This window comes from Candidatus Schekmanbacteria bacterium (assembly GCA_016219965.1).
Taxonomy (GTDB): Bacteria; Schekmanbacteria; GWA2-38-11; order GWA2-38-11; family J061; genus JACRJM01.
This window is the reverse complement of record JACRJM010000004.1, coordinates 618,230-635,506: the sequence shown is the minus strand read 5'-3', so window position 1 is coordinate 635,506 and position 17,277 is coordinate 618,230. Positions and strand designations below refer to the sequence as shown.

Annotated in this window: 7 protein-coding genes; 2 read left to right on the top strand and 5 right to left on the bottom strand. The window is 41.9% G+C overall.

Translation table 11 applies throughout. The features are described from left to right. Positions 1-49 precede the first annotated feature (49 nt). Positions 50-3,427: a PAS domain S-box protein gene (locus HZA77_08155; protein MBI5375393.1), complete on the bottom strand. Its 3,378-nt coding sequence runs from the start codon at positions 3,425-3,427 to the stop codon at positions 50-52. 288 nt (positions 3,428-3,715) lie between these two features. Between HZA77_08155 and HZA77_08150 the strand changes: the two genes are divergently transcribed. After that, positions 3,716-5,956: a sodium-translocating pyrophosphatase gene (locus HZA77_08150; protein MBI5375392.1), complete on the top strand. Its 2,241-nt coding sequence runs from the start codon at positions 3,716-3,718 to the stop codon at positions 5,954-5,956. A gap of 50 nt (positions 5,957-6,006) precedes the next feature. Here the strand turns inward: HZA77_08150 and HZA77_08145 are convergent, their stop codons facing one another. Genes HZA77_08145 through glgB form a run of 4 tightly spaced genes read right to left on the bottom strand, consistent with a single transcriptional unit; the run spans position 6,007 to position 14,328 of the window. After that, entirely contained in the window at positions 6,007-7,404 is a 1,398-nt protein-coding gene (locus HZA77_08145) for a virulence factor family protein (protein MBI5375391.1), read from the bottom strand. Next, the gene (gene mprF, locus HZA77_08140) at positions 7,401-9,974 is read right to left on the bottom strand and encodes a bifunctional lysylphosphatidylglycerol flippase/synthetase MprF (GenBank protein MBI5375390.1); all 2,574 of its coding nucleotides are present in this window, start codon (positions 9,972-9,974) and stop codon (positions 7,401-7,403) included. Before mprF ends, HZA77_08145 begins: the two co-directional genes overlap by 4 nt. Before the next feature lie 13 nt (positions 9,975-9,987). Then, positions 9,988-12,414, bottom strand: coding sequence for a DUF3536 domain-containing protein (locus tag HZA77_08135; protein MBI5375389.1), 2,427 nt, complete (start codon positions 12,412-12,414; stop codon positions 9,988-9,990). A gap of 3 nt (positions 12,415-12,417) precedes the next feature. Continuing rightward, positions 12,418-14,328, bottom strand: coding sequence for a 1,4-alpha-glucan branching protein GlgB (gene glgB, locus HZA77_08130; protein MBI5375388.1), 1,911 nt, complete (start codon positions 14,326-14,328; stop codon positions 12,418-12,420). Positions 14,329-14,560: 232 nt separating this feature from the next. Here glgB and HZA77_08125 point away from each other — a divergent pair, with 232 nt between their 5' ends. Further along, entirely contained in the window at positions 14,561-17,065 is a 2,505-nt protein-coding gene (locus tag HZA77_08125) for a hypothetical protein (protein MBI5375387.1), read from the top strand. Positions 17,066-17,277: the final 212 nt, after the last annotated feature.

The window sequence follows — 17,277 nt, the reverse complement described above, 5'->3', positions numbered from 1 at the left end:
GATGGAAAGAGATTCTGGAGAAAAGCTGAAAAAATATAGCAGATAATTGTTAAGGGCTATCTATCAATTCTCTGACTCTTTCGTATAATAAAAATGGCTTCAATGGCTTTGAAATAAAATTTAACTTTTCTTCATCAATTCCTTTTCTTTCCAGAATATCGCTTGTGTAGCCGCTAAGAAAAAGAACTTTGACTTTTGGCGTTATTTTCCTGATTTCATCAAGTGCTTCCTTCCCGTTCTTCTTAGGCATTATTACGTCTAGAATTACAAATTGTATCTGTTCCTTATTGTTTCTGAACTTTTCAACTGCATCCTCTCCGTTAACTGCCGGAATAACTCTATAGCCTGCTTCCTCCAAAACTGTCTTAGTCATATTTCTTACTTCTTCATCATCTTCTGCCAGGAGTATTGTTTCTGTCCCTTTTTTTAATGGTTCTTCTGCTGGCTTGATGACTCCATTACCGTTTATGTGATTTGATAAAGGGAAATATATTGTAAATGTCGTTCCTCTGCCTGGTAAACTGTTAACTTCTATAAAGCCATTATGCTGTTTTACAATTCCATAGACTATAGAAAGTCCCAGCCCGGTACCCTTTCCTACTTCTTTTGTTGTAAAGAAAGGATCAAATATGTTTTGCTGATTCTCTTCATCAATTCCTGCTCCTGTGTCTGCAAAGCACAAAAATGCATACTCACCCGGTTTCCCGTTTCCGCGACTTCTCATAAAACTTCCATCTAATTCTGTATATCCTGTTTTTATTGTTATACTCCCCCCTTCCGGCATTGCATCACGGGAATTGGTGCTAAAATTCATTAATATCTGCCATATCTGATTTCTATCAGCATCAATAAATAAATCGTTTTTATTGCTCTCAAATACCAATTCAACATCCTCACCAATTATTCTTCTCAGAAATTTTTCATTACTTTTTACTATTTCATTCAGGCTAACTGTTTCCAGAGATATTATCTGTTTCCTGCTGAAGGCGAGAAGACCGTTAATGAGACTTGCTGCCTTCTGGCATAGATTAAGTATCAACTCAGTGTAACTTTTTGTAAGTTCATCTTCTCTTCTTTTTCTGGATAGAAGATCTGCATATCCTATAATCGCAGTAAGAACATTATTAAAATCATGGGCAATACCCCCTGAAAGCCTTCCTATTGCTTCCATTTTCTGAGAATGACGAAGTTGATCCTCAAGTTGTTTACGCTCAGATATATTTTGTATAATACAGTCAACATAGGTACCACCTTCAATGTTTTTCCTTGCAATAGCCGAGAATGAAGCCCAGAATTTTTTTCCTTTCAGTGTCATAAGCTCCACTTCTTCACAGTTGATTAAGCCATTTTTCTTGAAATTACTATCCATTGATTTCTGCTGTTCTTTATTAACAAGTATAAAATCTCCTTTTCTGTGTTTTAGAAGTTCCTCTTTTGAACCTGCCTCAAGCATCTTAACGAGAAAAGGATTCGCTTCTGAAAAGTATCCGTCCAAAATACGGCAGATCCCGACGGGGAGATTGTTAATGAGGTCTTCGTATTTTTTCTGAAGTTCAATCTGAATTTGTTCTGCACGCTTTCGTTCAGTAATATCCTGAATAGTTCCCGCTATCCTGATCGGATTCCTGTCTCTGTCAAAGGTCGCTTCAGCCTGTCTGTTGATATATTTTAAAGTACCATCCGGTAGAACTATTCTGTAATCTATAGAATAAGTGTTCGTTTTTGTTAGACTATCACCAATAGTGTCATGAACATGCTCAACATCATCAGGATGCATGTATCTTGTGAAAAGATCATAAGTGAATTCAGCTTCATGGGGAGATAAATTAAAAATTGAATATACTTCTTCAGAGCAGGCAATTATATCGGTTTCGCTGTTCCATTCCCAGTTTCCGATCTTGCTAATACGCTGAGCTTCCTTCAGGCTTTCTTCAGTTTTCTTAAGGTTCGTAATATCTGTTGATATGCCGCATACACCGTATGGCGTTCCTGAAGTGCTGCAGACAGGGACTTTAATTGATATATAATTGTGAAGTCCGTCATCCTCCTGTATAGTTTCTTCAAATTCTATCGGGCTATTAACCTCTAATACACGACGGTCATTTTCTATGAGCTTTACAGCTATATTCTCAGGGAAAAAATCATAGTCACTTTTACCTATTATCTCCTCTTTTGAATGTTTATATAATTTTTCTATTTTGCGGTTTGCAAGAAGGTATTTCCCATTTATATCTTTCATATAAATAGCAGCAGTCGTGTTATCAATAATTGCATTAAGCCTGACTTCACTCTCTGTGAGCAGGGTTGTCCGCTTATTGATTTCACTTGTCATCTTGTTAAAAGAGCTGGAAAGCTCTCCTATCTCATCACTTGTTTTAACTGGAATAGTAACATCATAATTTCCTTGGGTTAAGCTTTCTGCAGCCATCGAAATTCTCTTCAACGGGACAACCATAAATCTGTAAAAGATGAAAAGAAGAGCTATAACAAGTCCGGAAACAATAGAACCTGATACTATCGCAGCATGTCGCAACGCAAGCACAGGTTTTAATATTTCTTCCGCATCTATCTCAACAAGGAGTACCCATTTCATTGATGGCAGCAGCATAGCAGAGCCTGCAACTTCAACCCCACGGTAATCTTTGTAAAATCCGGTGAACTCTTTTCCGAATTTCAGTGCCTGCTCCACAGGTATCGTATCAACCCGTTGCTTCAGGATGGCATCCTTAACGAATATGGAATCAGTAAGCATCAATTTATCATTATTAACGATATACACTTCCATAGATTTCATTCTTTTCTCAGAAGTAATTGCACCTAAATCTTTTGACAGTGCTCCACTTAGCAGACTATTAAGTACGTTCAAATCTATGCGGTTTGCAATTACACCAACTTGCCTGCCATTAGTCTTGTTTATAACAGGAACAGCAGCAATAAGCTCATATCTATTAGATTTTTCATAAGTGCATACAGAATTACTACCTGTTTTTATTTTGTTAAAAAAACTCTTTTCTGTTACATCCTTCCCTATATCCGCACTGTCGCTTGATGCCACTATACGTCCATCCAGAGAAATAAAGTCGATTGCCTTAATAGTTCTCTCTGCATCAATATCATTCTTTGAAAGATACTTATTTAGAATCGCTGAATCTGCTGGTTTTCCGTTACTTATTTTATCAAACTCCGCTATGATCGAATTATCATCTGAAAAACGTTCTACTCTGCTTTTCACTCGTTGCATAAATTGGTAAACTTGGGTTTCGTAAGCTTCAGCCAGCATAGAAACATTATCAAGTATTTGATTTTTTATATATTTTTTATTTGTGTAATAAGTAATAAAGTAAATAACAATGATTGGGATAATAATGACTAAAACAGCCAGAATTGCTTTATGAAGAAGTTTTAGTTTAATCCATTTTTTTGTCATCAGATATTTCCTAACAAATATTATAAACTCTTATCGATGTTAAAACCTTACCATTTTAATCTTTTTTTTGATGTGCGAATTGTTACACGTCATTATTCTTTAAGCAGTTAATAAAGAGACTGAAAATTCCCACATTTTTGTTTTGACTTTTTCTCTTCAGGATATTATACAGCATCCTCTTTTACAGATTGTTTTAGGGTAGAAAATCACATCGTGAGATTCTAAGTTAATCCATTAATATGGGAGATATGAGATATGATTGATTTAGTACCACAGGCAGCAAACTTAATGATTCAGGCGACGAAATCAGGGAGCGAGAATTCACTTCTTTTTATCGCGATCGTACTGATCTTCAGCGCCATCGGACTCGGTTTTTCAGCATATCTTGCAAGCTGGGTCATGAAAAAGGACACTGGAAAACCTGAAATGATGAAAATCAGCGATGCCATCAAACAGGGCGCTGAGGCGTTCCTCCGCAGGCAGAACGCGACTATCATCTACCTCGCAATAGCGGTTACCGTACTGATTTTTGTTCTTTACGGGTTTGTTCGCAGCCATCATGATTTTGATCCGGTACCCACTGCCCTTGAACTTGCGTTCTGGGTTTCCCTATCTTTTATATTCGGTGCAGGATGTTCGCTCATAGCCGGCTATATAGGAATGTGGATATCAATCAGGGCAAACATAAGGACAGCTTCAGCGGCATTGAAGAGCCTTAACGACGCACTTCAGACAGCACTAAGGGCTGGAGCAGTATCTGGACTTTTAGTTGTTGCAATGAGTCTTCTCGGTGTCGGCGGTCTTTACGCAATACTCCTTTCTCTCGGCAAAGATCCAATCCATATACCATTAATGATAGTGGGCTACGGATTCGGTGCATCATTCGTTGCTCTTTTTGCACAGCTTGGAGGCGGAATTTATACTAAGGCTGCAGACGTAGGAGCAGATCTTGTAGGAAAAGTAGAAGCAGGAATCCCGGAAGACGATCCCCGCAACCCCGCAGTTATCGCAGACCTTGTTGGCGACAACGTAGGCGATTGCGCAGGCAGGGGCGCCGACCTCTTCGAATCAACAGCGGCTGAAAACATCGGCGCAATGATATTGGGAGCAACTCTGGCAACAAGGGCTGAAGCAGGCGGATTTCCATTCGCCCTCGGTTCAATAGCAGTCATGATGTTCCCTCTTATTTCCCGCGCCTTCGGAATAATCGCATCAATTATTGGCATAATGGCAGTAAAGATGGATAAGGAAGAAAAACTTGACCCTATGCAGGCGTTGAACCGCGGTTATTATATAGCCGTCGTTATAGCAATGGCATTGTTCGGACTTTCATCACGCTGGCTGCTTTACAGCAATGAAGCGCCTGATGCATGGTGGCACTTCTTCCTCTGCGGAGTAATCGGGGTTTTGACATCCGTTGCCTTCGTATTCATCACACAGTATTACACAGAGCATAAATACAGGCCTGTACAGGAAATTGCAAAGGCATCGCAGACAGGCGCTGCAACAAATATAATAACAGGAATATCAGTCGGGCTTGAATGTACCGCTCTTCCGACGATTGCAATCTCGGCAGCGATACTTTCATCATACTATATCGGGTTGAATGCTTTCCCTGTAGATGCAGCCGGACATGGAGTAAATGCAGGACTTTTCGGAACAGCAGTCGCAACAATGGGTATGCTTGCAACAGCAGCATTCATCCTTGCAATGGACACCTTCGGACCTATCACTGACAATGCAGGCGGAATAGTAGAGATGAGCCGCCAGCCTGAAGCAATCAGGAAAAAAACTGACAGGCTCGATGCAGTAGGCAATACTACAAAGGCTCTTACAAAAGGTTATGCCATAGGTTCAGCGGCTCTTGCTGCATTCCTTCTCTTCTCTGCATACATGGACGAAGTAAAGCTTTATTCCGGCAAGGAAGAATCATTCCCCTTTAAAGTTGATATAAGCAAACCTGAAGTTTTTGTAGGCGGTCTTTTGGGGGCAATGCTTGTGTTTCTCTTCTCGTCTCTTGCCATCCGTGCGGTTGGACGTGCAGCATACGCTGTCATAGGCGACGTCAGGGCACAGTTCAAGGAAAAACCGGGCATAATGAATTTCACGCAGGAACCTGATTATGGAAGATGCGTTGACATAGTCACAAAGGCAGCGCTTAGAGAAATGGTTCTCCCTGGATTGCTTGCAGTGTTCATGCCTATTACTGTAGGGTTGATATTCAGGATGTTTATCACCAGCGTTGATCCGCTCATTGCCGCAGAAGCCGTTGCAGCGCTTCTTATGGTAGGCACCATAGTAGGAATACTAATGGCTACATTCCTGAACAACGGTGGAGGCGCATGGGACAATGCAAAGAAATTCATCGAAGACGGCCATTATGGCGGAAAAAAATCAGATGCTCACAAGGCAGCAGTAGTCGGCGATACAGTTGGCGACCCATTCAAGGATACAGCGGGACCTTCACTTCACGTCCTGATAAAGCTCCTTTCAACAATAACACTGGTTCTGGCACCGCTGTTTATTTAAATAATTAACAGACCTTACAAAGGGCAGGAGTATAATTATCCTGCCCTTTTTTATTTTAATTCATTTAGTATTGAATCAGCGATGAATTGGTAGTTGCCGCCGAAATGATGTCCACCTTCAAGGCGCATCGGTTTTGCTATAGCTATGTCTATATCTCTGCAAAGAGAATCTTTCTCTTCATCTCCGTAAAAGCAAAGTATTTTTATATTCTTTATTTTCTTAAGCTCTGGAAGAAGGGGGTGCAAATTTAACTGCGGAGATAACCCTATCCAGTCAGTGATATGAAACTCAAAATCAGCAGTATGCTCCGGACCAAGAAGAGCTATCAGCTCTATCTTCTCCGACACTTCAGAGGAAAGCCTTGTTATCATAAATGGAATGACATCAGCTCCAAGCGAGTAGCCGACAATCACTATCCGCTCTTTTCCCCATAAATTAAGATAATGCTTTATTATCCTTTCAAGATCATTGGCAGCAATCTCCGGATTCTTTGGCTTCCAGAAATACTGAAGGGAATCAACTCCTGCGACAGGGATACCTTTTGCAGCAAGTGCACCGGCAAGCTCACGGTCAATCCCGGCCCAACCGCCGTCGCCTGAAACCATTATAGCCATTCTTTTTCCTGATTCCGGGATTGACGGCATAACTTCAACAACAGGAAGATCGCTTATGTCTCCGGATTCTGATTTTTCAACCATCTGTTTAGGTTTATTGAATAAACCTGTAAACGCCTCCTTAAACTGCGGCATCCAGTTTTTGGGTACAGAAAAACCATGCCCTACATTAGGAAGTGATATTAATTTCCCCTCTCCAACCTGCTTTACAAATAGCTCGGTAGCTTTAGCATCGCAAACCATGTCAATTTCTCCCTGAAGAGCAATCCATGGTGTTTTAAGTTCATGGAAAGGAAGAAATGAATAGCCTTTCCCCTTTGGACCAGACTTCCATTCAAGTCCGCTTCCGCGGCACAATGGCCTGTCAAGAGGGAGATCAGGACAGAAGCCGAGGCTTATGGCACCCTGGAATGTACCTGTTGGGGCCTGAACAAGGACAGCATAAACAAGGGTAGCACCCGATGAATAACCGACAAGGACTGGCGGTTCATATTTAGGAAAATCATAATGTTTTTGAATGAATTTACTCAGCAATTCAAAATCAGCGGCAGGATAAGAACATTTTTCATCTGTGTTCCTAAGCTCTTTCATGTAATGCGTGATGTCTATTCCCACAACAATAGCGTCAAGTGCTGAAAGCGACTTCGCCATATCTATAACACCAAGATTCCATCCCCCATCACCCGAGACAAAAAGAACAACATGTGATGGCTTCAGGGAATTGCGGTAAATCATTACATTCCCAAAGCGCCCGAATTTCAATGTTTCTTCACCCGCATAGGCTGTCGCTGAAAGAATGAAGAAGCTAATTAAAAAATAAATCAACCGTCTCATTTTGAAATAACCCCCTTTATCCCCCCTGAAACCAGTGCAGCAATATTAGCAAGAACCCTCGGAAATGCAAGACCACCTGGCGATGCAAGATATCGCGGTGACCATTCTGGATGAAATTTTTCCTTATACTGGCGAAGACCCTGGAAATTGTAAAAGTGTTCTCCATGTACGAATATCAGTGCTCCCAGGCGGTTCCATAACGGCGAAAGCTTTCTGTTATTGAAACCTGAAAGAGGCGCCATGCCAAGGTTAAACCATGCATAACCTTCTTTTTTCCCCCAGAGCATGAGAGACACGAAAAGATAATCCATTACGCCGGGAGGAGCATTTGAATCATATCTCATAAGGTCTATGGTTAGTTCTTCTTTGCCAGCGCTTTCAAAAACATTTGCAAAGGCAACAACCTGTTCTTCTTTTTTTACTATGACTGCCGGGAATTCCATTATGTATGACTCATTAAAATAACCGAGGGAAAATCTTTTTTCCCGGGTATTTTTTTCAGCAAGCCATGAGCTGGATATTTCCCGAAAGCGCGGCATTATCTGGATTACGTTTTCAATGCCTAAAATCTCAAATGACCATCCCTCCTTCTCCAGTTTATTATGGGTGTGCCTCAGTCCCTTAAAATCTTTTCCTTCAAGAGAAAACTCCGTCAGATTAACCCTCCCCTCTTCTCCAAGCTTATAAAACGTTAGCCCAAGCTCAATATATAAATAAAGATTCTCATCGCTTATCTGGTAAAAGACCGGCCATGCATTGAAATAATCAGACTTTTCACGGAATCTCCAGACAAGCTCAGCTTTTTCCTCTTCATCTCCTACAGGATCACCTAACGCAATCCAACTGTTTCCTTCTACAGCGTACATAATAAAAGCTCTGCCGCTTTCGCTAAATAGAAAAGACTTATCACCAAGAAGTGCTAGATTTGCGGATGCGTTTTTTGCATTTTTAACAATGGCGCGTACACTGCTCATCTTTTCCTGTTCAGGAAGTTCAGGTAGAGGTTTTGATGAACGGAACAAACTCGCAGCACCGAAAAAAAACGCAAGTCCGATAACACCGGCGATTGCACGAAGCGAGCGCGGCGCATCACCGGACAAGCTGAACTGCCACCAAAGTTCATTGGAATATTCAACATGCTTATGTGAAAAAAGCAGCAGCCAAACAGATGCTATAAGAACTACTATTATAGAGGCCGTCCAGGCAAAGGTAAAACGCTGGCGTAATAGTGAAGTCTTGCGGTAAAAATTTCTGCGGCAGGGGATAAGCGCTGCCAATACAAGCGTCAGCAGAATCGCTTCTTCATAGTCGAATCCTTTAACAAGTGAAAAAATAACACCTGCGGAAAGGAGCACTGCGGTGATTAAATAGGCAGCATCAAGCCTGTGAAAAATACCCCATGCGATAATAAGCAGAAGCAACCCGGCAATACTCCCAAGAAAATGAGATATCTCAAGTAGGGGGAGCGGTACTAAATCCTTAATCCATGTTAACCGCCAGTCAACAGATGGTATCGCTCCGGAAAAGAGAAGAACTGCTCCCGATACAAACGTTGCGACAGCAAGTAAATGTGGAACGAAACCCGGCAGGATATTACCCATGACACCGGAAAACCGTTTTACCTCCTCTTTTCTCTGATATAATTCATAAGCTCCAAGCATAAAAGCTGCCGCTGCAAATGGCATAAGATAATAAATCGCCCTGTATGCCATAAGAGCTCCAAACACTGTTGAAGCATCAGCATAGCTTGTAAAGAAATAAAGCATTATTGATTCGAACACTCCGATTCCTCCGGGGACTTGGCTTACAAGTCCTGCAATCTGGGCTAACATGAATATGGCAAGAAACTTCTGAAATGTCATGCCGGTGCCTGAAGGAAGAAGGATATAGAGTGTCCCTCCTGCGATCATCCAGTCCAGAGATGAAACTGCAAACTGTGCAATTGCAAACCTGACTGACGGGATTGGGAAATCCCATTCTTTTATCCTGATAGGGGCTCTTCTTATTATGAGACATACGAGAAAATAACAAATAACAACCGACAGGAAAAACAGGCCAAGAAGTTTAATTGAATTAAATGGAAGAGATGCAATTGATGGCGGCAGTTGGATCGGCTCCGTAAGAAATACCGTACCACCCACAATAAGGAATCCAAGCCAGAAGGTTATAGTGTTAAATGCAACGATGTTAGCGATTTCTATGGCTGTCAATCCCCACCCCGAGTAAAGTCTGTAGCGGACAGAACCTCCTGTAAGCGCAGCAAGCCCTATATTATTACTGAATGCATATCCTATAAACGATGCTGCTGATATCTTTGGATAAGGAAGGCTGTTCCTGATGTATCTGAAAGAAAGAGTATCGTAAAACGTCAAAACAAAATAGCTTACAGCAGTAAGGCCGATGGCAGATAGAATAATCATGCCCGGAAGTTCCTTGAAGCTTTTCAATATCTCGCTATAGTGGTATTTTTGAAGCTCGCCGTGAATAACAAAAAGTGCTGCAGTAAATAATATTATACCTGCCAATGGGGCAACAGTACGCGCAATATTTTTTCGTACATTTAATTCCATGATTTTTTATTTTCTATTCTATATTTACATCAAGGTAATCTCCGAGGCTTTTAAAACGCGTTATCCAGACAGTTGCTTTCCTGTCATTCTTTTCCGCCCTGTTTTTCATCTCTCCTGATTTCTGTCTCCATATCTTAAAGCAAATGTTCTGCGCTTTCCAGAGATCAAGTATAAGCGGAAGTCCATTCAGCAATTTTATTACTTCTTCTATATTCTCCATTAAGCTGATATTTTCTGCGTCCTTTGATAATTTTCCCATGAGTTCGCTTATTTTCATGTTTGCAGCGAAACTTAATGTTGTGCCCTCAATCTCAAGATCAAGCTGCTCTATTTCTGAGATAGCGTTTTTAAGATCTTCAATGTCCGGCATTTTGCTCTCAAGAACTTTCTTCAGCTTACAGTTTAAAACATGTTCTACTGCAGTATAGATACCTTTTGGCAGTTCCATCCTGCTTTTTCTCAGATAGTGGACTATGGGAGAATAATATTCAAATATCTGATGGTAATAATCATCAATCTCTTCTTCAGTGTCTTCCATTATCTGCTGCAAGACAGCCTGCTGTTTGTCTTTAAAGAGATGCTTCAGCGAATAGGTTTGCAGGCCAAAATTGCTGTCAATGAGATTCAGGACTTTTATTATGTTCCCGCTGTCAAAAGCAGCTCTTACCTTACTGCAGATTTCGATATACTCATTTGCTGTCATATCCGTGCTTATTCCGCAAAGAAGATTATGGTCTCCGGGATGCACAACAGCAAAACTTATCTCGCTCTTATCCCAGGTGATTTCACATTGCAGCAGAGCCTGTCCGGCTGCATATTTCAGCTTGCCTTTATTAAGTTTATCATTTGTCTTCGATGTAACATTGTAGCAGTATATTTTTGCTTCTTCAGGATAGTCCTCAAATAGTGACGTTATTGTATAGTGTGCAGCTACCCTTAAAAGATCGACGCGAGCTGTCTTTACGAAATTTCCATAAACATGTTTTGCATTCCCGTATTTGACTATATTGCTCGGGACATGCGAAAGTTTCTTCGCGAAAAGTGATTCCAATGATGCGCCTGAAATGCTCTCGGCAAGCTGCATAGCGCGGTCTGCATATTGGATGATCTGGACGGTTTCAATCCCTGACACTTCATCAAAAAACCACCCGCAGCTTGTGTACATGAGCATGGAATGTCTTTCCATCTCAAGCAGTTTGAGAACTATTGATTTTTCATTATCTTTGAGTTTTTTTCTTGCATGCCTTTTGAAAAAATTCTCCACATTGTCTTCACTGCGATTCAATATTACCCAGATATAGTCATCACGGGCAGCAGATGCGGACTCAAGGTATTTGGAAATTCCTGTTTCGTATACCGGTATTATCTTGTTTCTCAGCCAGTCGAGAGATTCCCTGAGAGGCGCCCGCCATGCCTGGTTCCATTTGCTGTGCATCCCCGTGTTACATCCGCAGTTGCTTTTCCAGCGTTCAACACCATGAGCACAGCTCCACGAAGAATTCTCGTATATCTCGACCTCATGGTTAGGAGGGTTTATTTCCAAAAATTCCCCGTAGACAGTAATCTTAGCCAGATTGTGCGACTCAATGTAACGAAGACAATAAGCTAGAGCCATATCCCCGAAACGGTGATGATGACCATATGATTCCCCATCAGTAGCAACATGTGACATCTCAGGTGTATGGTTATGTTCAGAAAATACGGAGCAAAGCCTTTTTGCAAACCCTTCACCATTATTAAGCAGTCCCCCGAAGGCAACTTCCTGTGCTATTTGTCCACTGTAGAAAAAGATATTCATGTTTCTTCCCGAAGGGAGCCTGCATACATAAGGCATCCTGGGGTCGATGCTTCCCCCGCTTACATCACGCCATTTTTCATCTCCAATCCTTCTGACCTGCTTTGCCTGACGCGGGGACAATATGGTGAATATAATCCCCTGCTCAGCCATAATATCGAGGCTTTCAAGATCTACTGCTGTTTCTGCCAGCCACATCCCCTCAGGTTTTCTTCCAAAACGGTATTCAAAATCCCTGATACCCCAAATAACCTGCGTCCGTTTATCCCTGGTGTTTGCAAGAGGCAGAATCATATGGTTATAGGTCTGTGCTATGGCTGAGCCATGTCCTGAATAGAAGGTCCTGCTAAGGATGTCAGCTTCAATTATCGCACTGTAAATCTCAGGATTATTTCTTTCCATCCATGTAAGAAGAGTCGGTCCGAAGTTAAAGCTGATTTTCGCATAGTTGTTCACCATGTCTATTATCTTCTCTTTTTCATTAACTATGCGGGAGGCTGTGTTTGGAGCATAGCACTCGGCTGTTATTCTTGCGTTCCAGTCATGGAATGGATGAGCGGACTCCTGTTTCTCCACTTCGTCAAGCCAGGGATTTTCCCTTGGAGGCTGATAAAAATGGCCATGTATGCAGATATAGCGGTTCATGTTTTATCCGGAATGTTTCATGAAAATCACAGCAAGCGGCGGAATCGTCAAAGAGACCGAAAAACCATGCCCGTATGAACTATCTTTACCGGCATTGACACCGCCTGAATTCCCGTTATTGCTTCCTCCGTACTCCGAGCTGTCGCTGTTAAGTACCTCTTTCCAAAACCCTTCCCTTGGAACTCCGATTTTATATCCTGTCCGTGTTACAGGAGTAAAATTACAGATCACAAGCACCAGGTCATTTACAGTCCTGCCCTTCCTGATGAAACTTATTATGCTCCCTTCCCAGTCGCTGAAATCCACCCATTCAAAACCCTCCCGATCTGCATCAAGTTCATACATCGCAGGTTCAGCCCTGTATAAACGGTTTAAATCCTGCACCCATCTTTGTATCTGCTGATGTTTTTCATATTCAAGAAGATTCCAGTCCAGGCTTGTCTCATGATACCACTCGCTCCACTGGGCAAACTCACCGCCCATAAAGAGAAGCTTTTTCCCTGAGTGGCCGTACATATAGCCAAAGAGGAGGCGGAGGTTTGCAAACTTCTGCCAGTAATCACCCGGCATTTTTCCTATGAGAGAGCCCTTCCCGAAAACAACCTCATCATGAGAAAGGGGTAAAAGAAAATTTTCAAAGAATGCATACCAAATGCTGAAAGTAAGCTGATTATGATGGTGCTTTCTGTGGATTGGGTCTTTTGTAAAATACTCGAGCGTATCGTGCATCCATCCCATATTCCATTTCATGCCAAACCCAAGACCCCCGACATATGTAGGTCTTGACACCATAGGCCATGCGCTGGATTCTTCAGCTATCATCTGGACATCAGGGTAATCGGAGTAAACAGCTTCATTCAACCGGCGTAAAAAATAAATTGCCCCGAGGTTTTCCCTTCCGCCATAATGGTTAGGCACCCATTCCCCATTTTCTCTCGAATAATCTAGATAAAGCATTGAGGCAACCGCATCCACTCTGAGCCCGTCAATATGGAATTTATCAAACCAGAAAATAGCACTGCTCACAAGAAATGCGCGAACCTCGTATCTATCATGGTTGAATATGTAACTTTTCCAGTCAGGATGAAAACCCTGTTTTGGGTCGGAATGTTCATAAAGATGAGTCCCGTCAAAATAAGAAAGCCCATGTTCATCTCCGGGGAAATGCGAAGGCACCCAGTCAAAGATAACTCCAATGTTATGTTTGTGAAGAGAGTCGATAAGATACATAAAATCCTGAGGGGTCCCGTATCTGCTTGTTGGTGCAAAATAGCCTAAAGACTGATAACCCCATGAGCCGTAAAACGGATGCTCTGTTACGGGAAGAAATTCAACATGTGTGAATCCCATAGAGCTGACGTAATCGGGAAGATAATCCGCCATTTCACGATATGTGAGAGGACGGTTTCCATCTTCTGGCACCTTGCGCCATGAGCCGATGTGAATTTCATAAATAGACATGGGAGCATGGATTGAATTGGCAGCATGCCTTTTTCCCATCCATTCTGCATCATCCCATTTATAATTTAAGTCCCATATTACTGAAGCGGTTTTAGGAGGAGTTTCATAAAGTAATGCAAAAGGGTCTGCCTTACTGACTCTGTAATTATGGTAATGGGATTTTATGTGATACTTGTAAATATCGCCTTTACCGATACCCGGAATAAAACCTTCCCATATACCGGAGCTGTCAGACCTTGAATAAAGCCTGTGCGATTTGTTATTCCATCCATTGAAATCTCCGGTTACAGAAACTGTAGATGCATTTGGCGCCCAGACTGCAAAATAAGTCCCGGGAGTCCCGTCATCTATGCAAATGCGTGCACCAAGCTTTTCATAAAGTTTGAAATGATTGCCTTCCTTAAAAAGGTAAACATCATCATCTGTTATAAAAGAAATTTTCCTGACATTCACCTTTTTATTCTCCTTAGTTTAAACTGGCTTGCATGGTTAAACTTTATAACAGTAATTACGCTCTCCGTTTTGTGCATATAAAATTATTATTATTTTATTCTATTAGTTTATCACTATTCAAGGTTTAAAGCCTCAACACAATAGCAGAGCTTTAAGTTTAATTAACATTTAAAAATTCATATGACGACAAAGAGTCCGCCTATAAGCCAACCTTAACCCGGGAGGTAATCCTATGCTTATACTTCAGCAGAGAATTCAAAGATTTTCCTTATTGTTTTCCATTTTATTTATTTTTATCTCATTATGCATTTCATCAACAGTTCATGGCAGCGGACTGACATCTCCCGTTACACAGAAGGTATATGGTGGAAGGATAAACTGGATTGATGCAGCACCAATAAGCTCTACAACTACAAGAATTTTCATTTCTACAGAAAGCGCAAATTCTATGTTCTATGCCGATGTCGACCATTCAGTGATAACACCTACGTACAGTGCATTTCAGCCTGTGCCTGACATGGACAGTGATGACGGTTATGGGAAAAGTATTACTTCCTTCGCAGCCGATGGAAACTCGGGATATCTTTTTTCAATCAATGATGGGAAGCTTCTAAGCTGTTCAACCACAGCAGGGACAATCAATACGATAGTTGACAGCAATGCCCAGTCTGTAACTGTTTACAACAGCATGCTTTTCTATCTCGTAATGGAGGGAAACATCAAGCTCCATTTCGGGTCCATAGCAGGAAACGGGACCTTCACCGAAAGCGTTTCAAGTCCCATTGATGTCGGCAGCGGCGGCGCCCCTGCAGGTGTGCGGTTGCTCGTAAATCCGGCCACCAGTTTAGTCTATATATTTCAGCCCGGCACATCCCCCAAAATATATGAGTCATCAGAAACGTATAGCTCGTTGACTTCAGGGAGTACATTTTCAATGCTGCCGGTTGTTGATCTTGGGAGTGAAAGGGATTACAGGGCATTCGGCATAGGTCCTGACGGGAGGATATTTGTCGGTGCACAGGAATCTGTCGAGCCCGCACAGACAAAATTCATTGCTTACACAGATGATCATGGTGCTACATGGCATTCTGTCTTTACAGGTATTGGCGGAACATCCGGAAGTAATATTGCCGCGGGCGGAACGGCTGATGCTTATTACGTGTATTTCGGCTCAGCCGTGAACACAAACAAAGGAGAAGACGGAAGCTGGCATGCAATGCCTAACGGTGGAACAAGTGAGACGCATTCAAATGACGGTGCTGTTTTTGCTGACCCTAATAACAGTAATGTAATCTATCTTACCACTGACCTGGGAATCGGTGCTTCAATTAACAGTGGCGTTGATCTCATCGAAATAGATGATGGCGTTGAAGCAGTTCAGGTAAATGATTTTGATATGAATAGCGACAAGACCATCGGATGGCTTGCTTCAAAAGCAGGAATCAGACAGGTCAAAGATTATAATGCTTCTTCTCCGACATGGACGACCTTTTTTCCCAACAATGACGGCTCGCCATATTATTCCATTGCAATGGATAAAAGTGACACGTCGGGAGGAACAGCATATGCCGGTAATGTGCGGCTTTATAGAACTTCTGATGCCGGCTCTACCTGGAGCATGATCTTTTCTACTGAAGAAACGGCTTACAGCGGAACATTTAATTACAACAGCCGCGTCGCAAGTGTTGCCATTCATCCTGACAATCCGGATGTTGTCGTTGTAGGCATCAATTCTTCTTCAAGCGGAGTAAAGGGAGGCATACTTATAACTCAGGATGCAAGCTCGGTGGATCCTTCATGGGCGATGGTTGACACAGGAGTATATAACGCTGAAGTCAAAGATCTGCTCATTGTCAGTGACAGCGGTATCACCACAACCATATATGCAGGGTGCGAATATGTGAACGACGGTGTCACTTCCTCTTATGGAGTAAAGACTATTAACTACGATGTCCCAAGCGGGATTTCAACCTTCAGTAATGATATGGTTTCATCTGAAACAGAAACAAACATCACAAACTTCGGAGCCAACAGCCTTGCAATAAATTCGAACGGCGATGTCTATGCAGCCGGAGGCAACAGCACCAATGAACCACGGATTTATGTCATGGCAGTAGGAACAACAACATGGAAGATGATGAACACTGACGGACTGCCGCTCAACAGGAGCGCAACTGCTGTAACAATAGGAAAAGACTCATCTGACAATGAAACTCCTTATATTGCTGTCGGAGAAGATATTTACTATTATGACGGGGCATCATGGGTGCTAGGCTATGAATATCCTGTTGGCACTGACATTAACGTCCTTTACTGGGACGACCTGCTGGTAGGAACAGGGACAGGTCTTTATGCGCAGACTACTGAGCAGACAGATCTGCCTGACCTAAAAGCCGGCTCCATCAAGGTATCATCAAAAGTGAAACGTAAAATAACCTCAAAAGTTCGTGCTGTTGTAAAGAACATCGGGACTGCCGCAGCAGCATCAAAAGTAAGCTTCTACCTTTCTTCCAATAATTCTGATGCGGATATGGATAATGATACTCTGCTTGCAACCAAATCAATTGGAAGCATATCAGCAAACAAAAGCAAGACCGTTGTTTTGAAATGGAAACCGGCGAAGAATCTGAAACCCGGAAAATACTATCTGAAAGCTGTCTGCGACAGCGCTTCTTCAATTGAAGAGATGTCTGAGAATAACAACACAGTCGTATCGAATAAAATTACTGTAAAATAGCTATAACGCACCATCCCTAAAAAAGTTCCCTGCACCTCTGTACAGGGAACTTTTTTTTGTGTTCCTATCATTATCTATTTGTCATCTTATCTTATTTAATGTTTCTTATTTTTAACAATATTTTCTTAAATGAAACAAAAAAACTGGCTCCCAATACCCCTTCCTCCTAACTATCTGTTTTAAAATACAAATATTCATGGTTCAAATTGGCA

Coding starts and splice junctions, on each gene's coding strand:
- HZA77_08135 (MBI5375389.1), bottom strand. CDS start 12,414: ATGAACCGCTATATCTGCATACATGGCCATTTTTATCAGCCTCCAAGG.
- HZA77_08155 (MBI5375393.1), bottom strand. CDS start 3,427: ATGACAAAAAAATGGATTAAACTAAAACTTCTTCATAAAGCAATTCTG.
- HZA77_08125 (MBI5375387.1), top strand. CDS start 14,561: ATGCTTATACTTCAGCAGAGAATTCAAAGATTTTCCTTATTGTTTTCC.
- HZA77_08150 (MBI5375392.1), top strand. CDS start 3,716: ATGATTCAGGCGACGAAATCAGGGAGCGAGAATTCACTTCTTTTTATC.
- mprF (MBI5375390.1), bottom strand. CDS start 9,974: ATGGAATTAAATGTACGAAAAAATATTGCGCGTACTGTTGCCCCATTG.
- HZA77_08145 (MBI5375391.1), bottom strand. CDS start 7,404: ATGAGACGGTTGATTTATTTTTTAATTAGCTTCTTCATTCTTTCAGCG.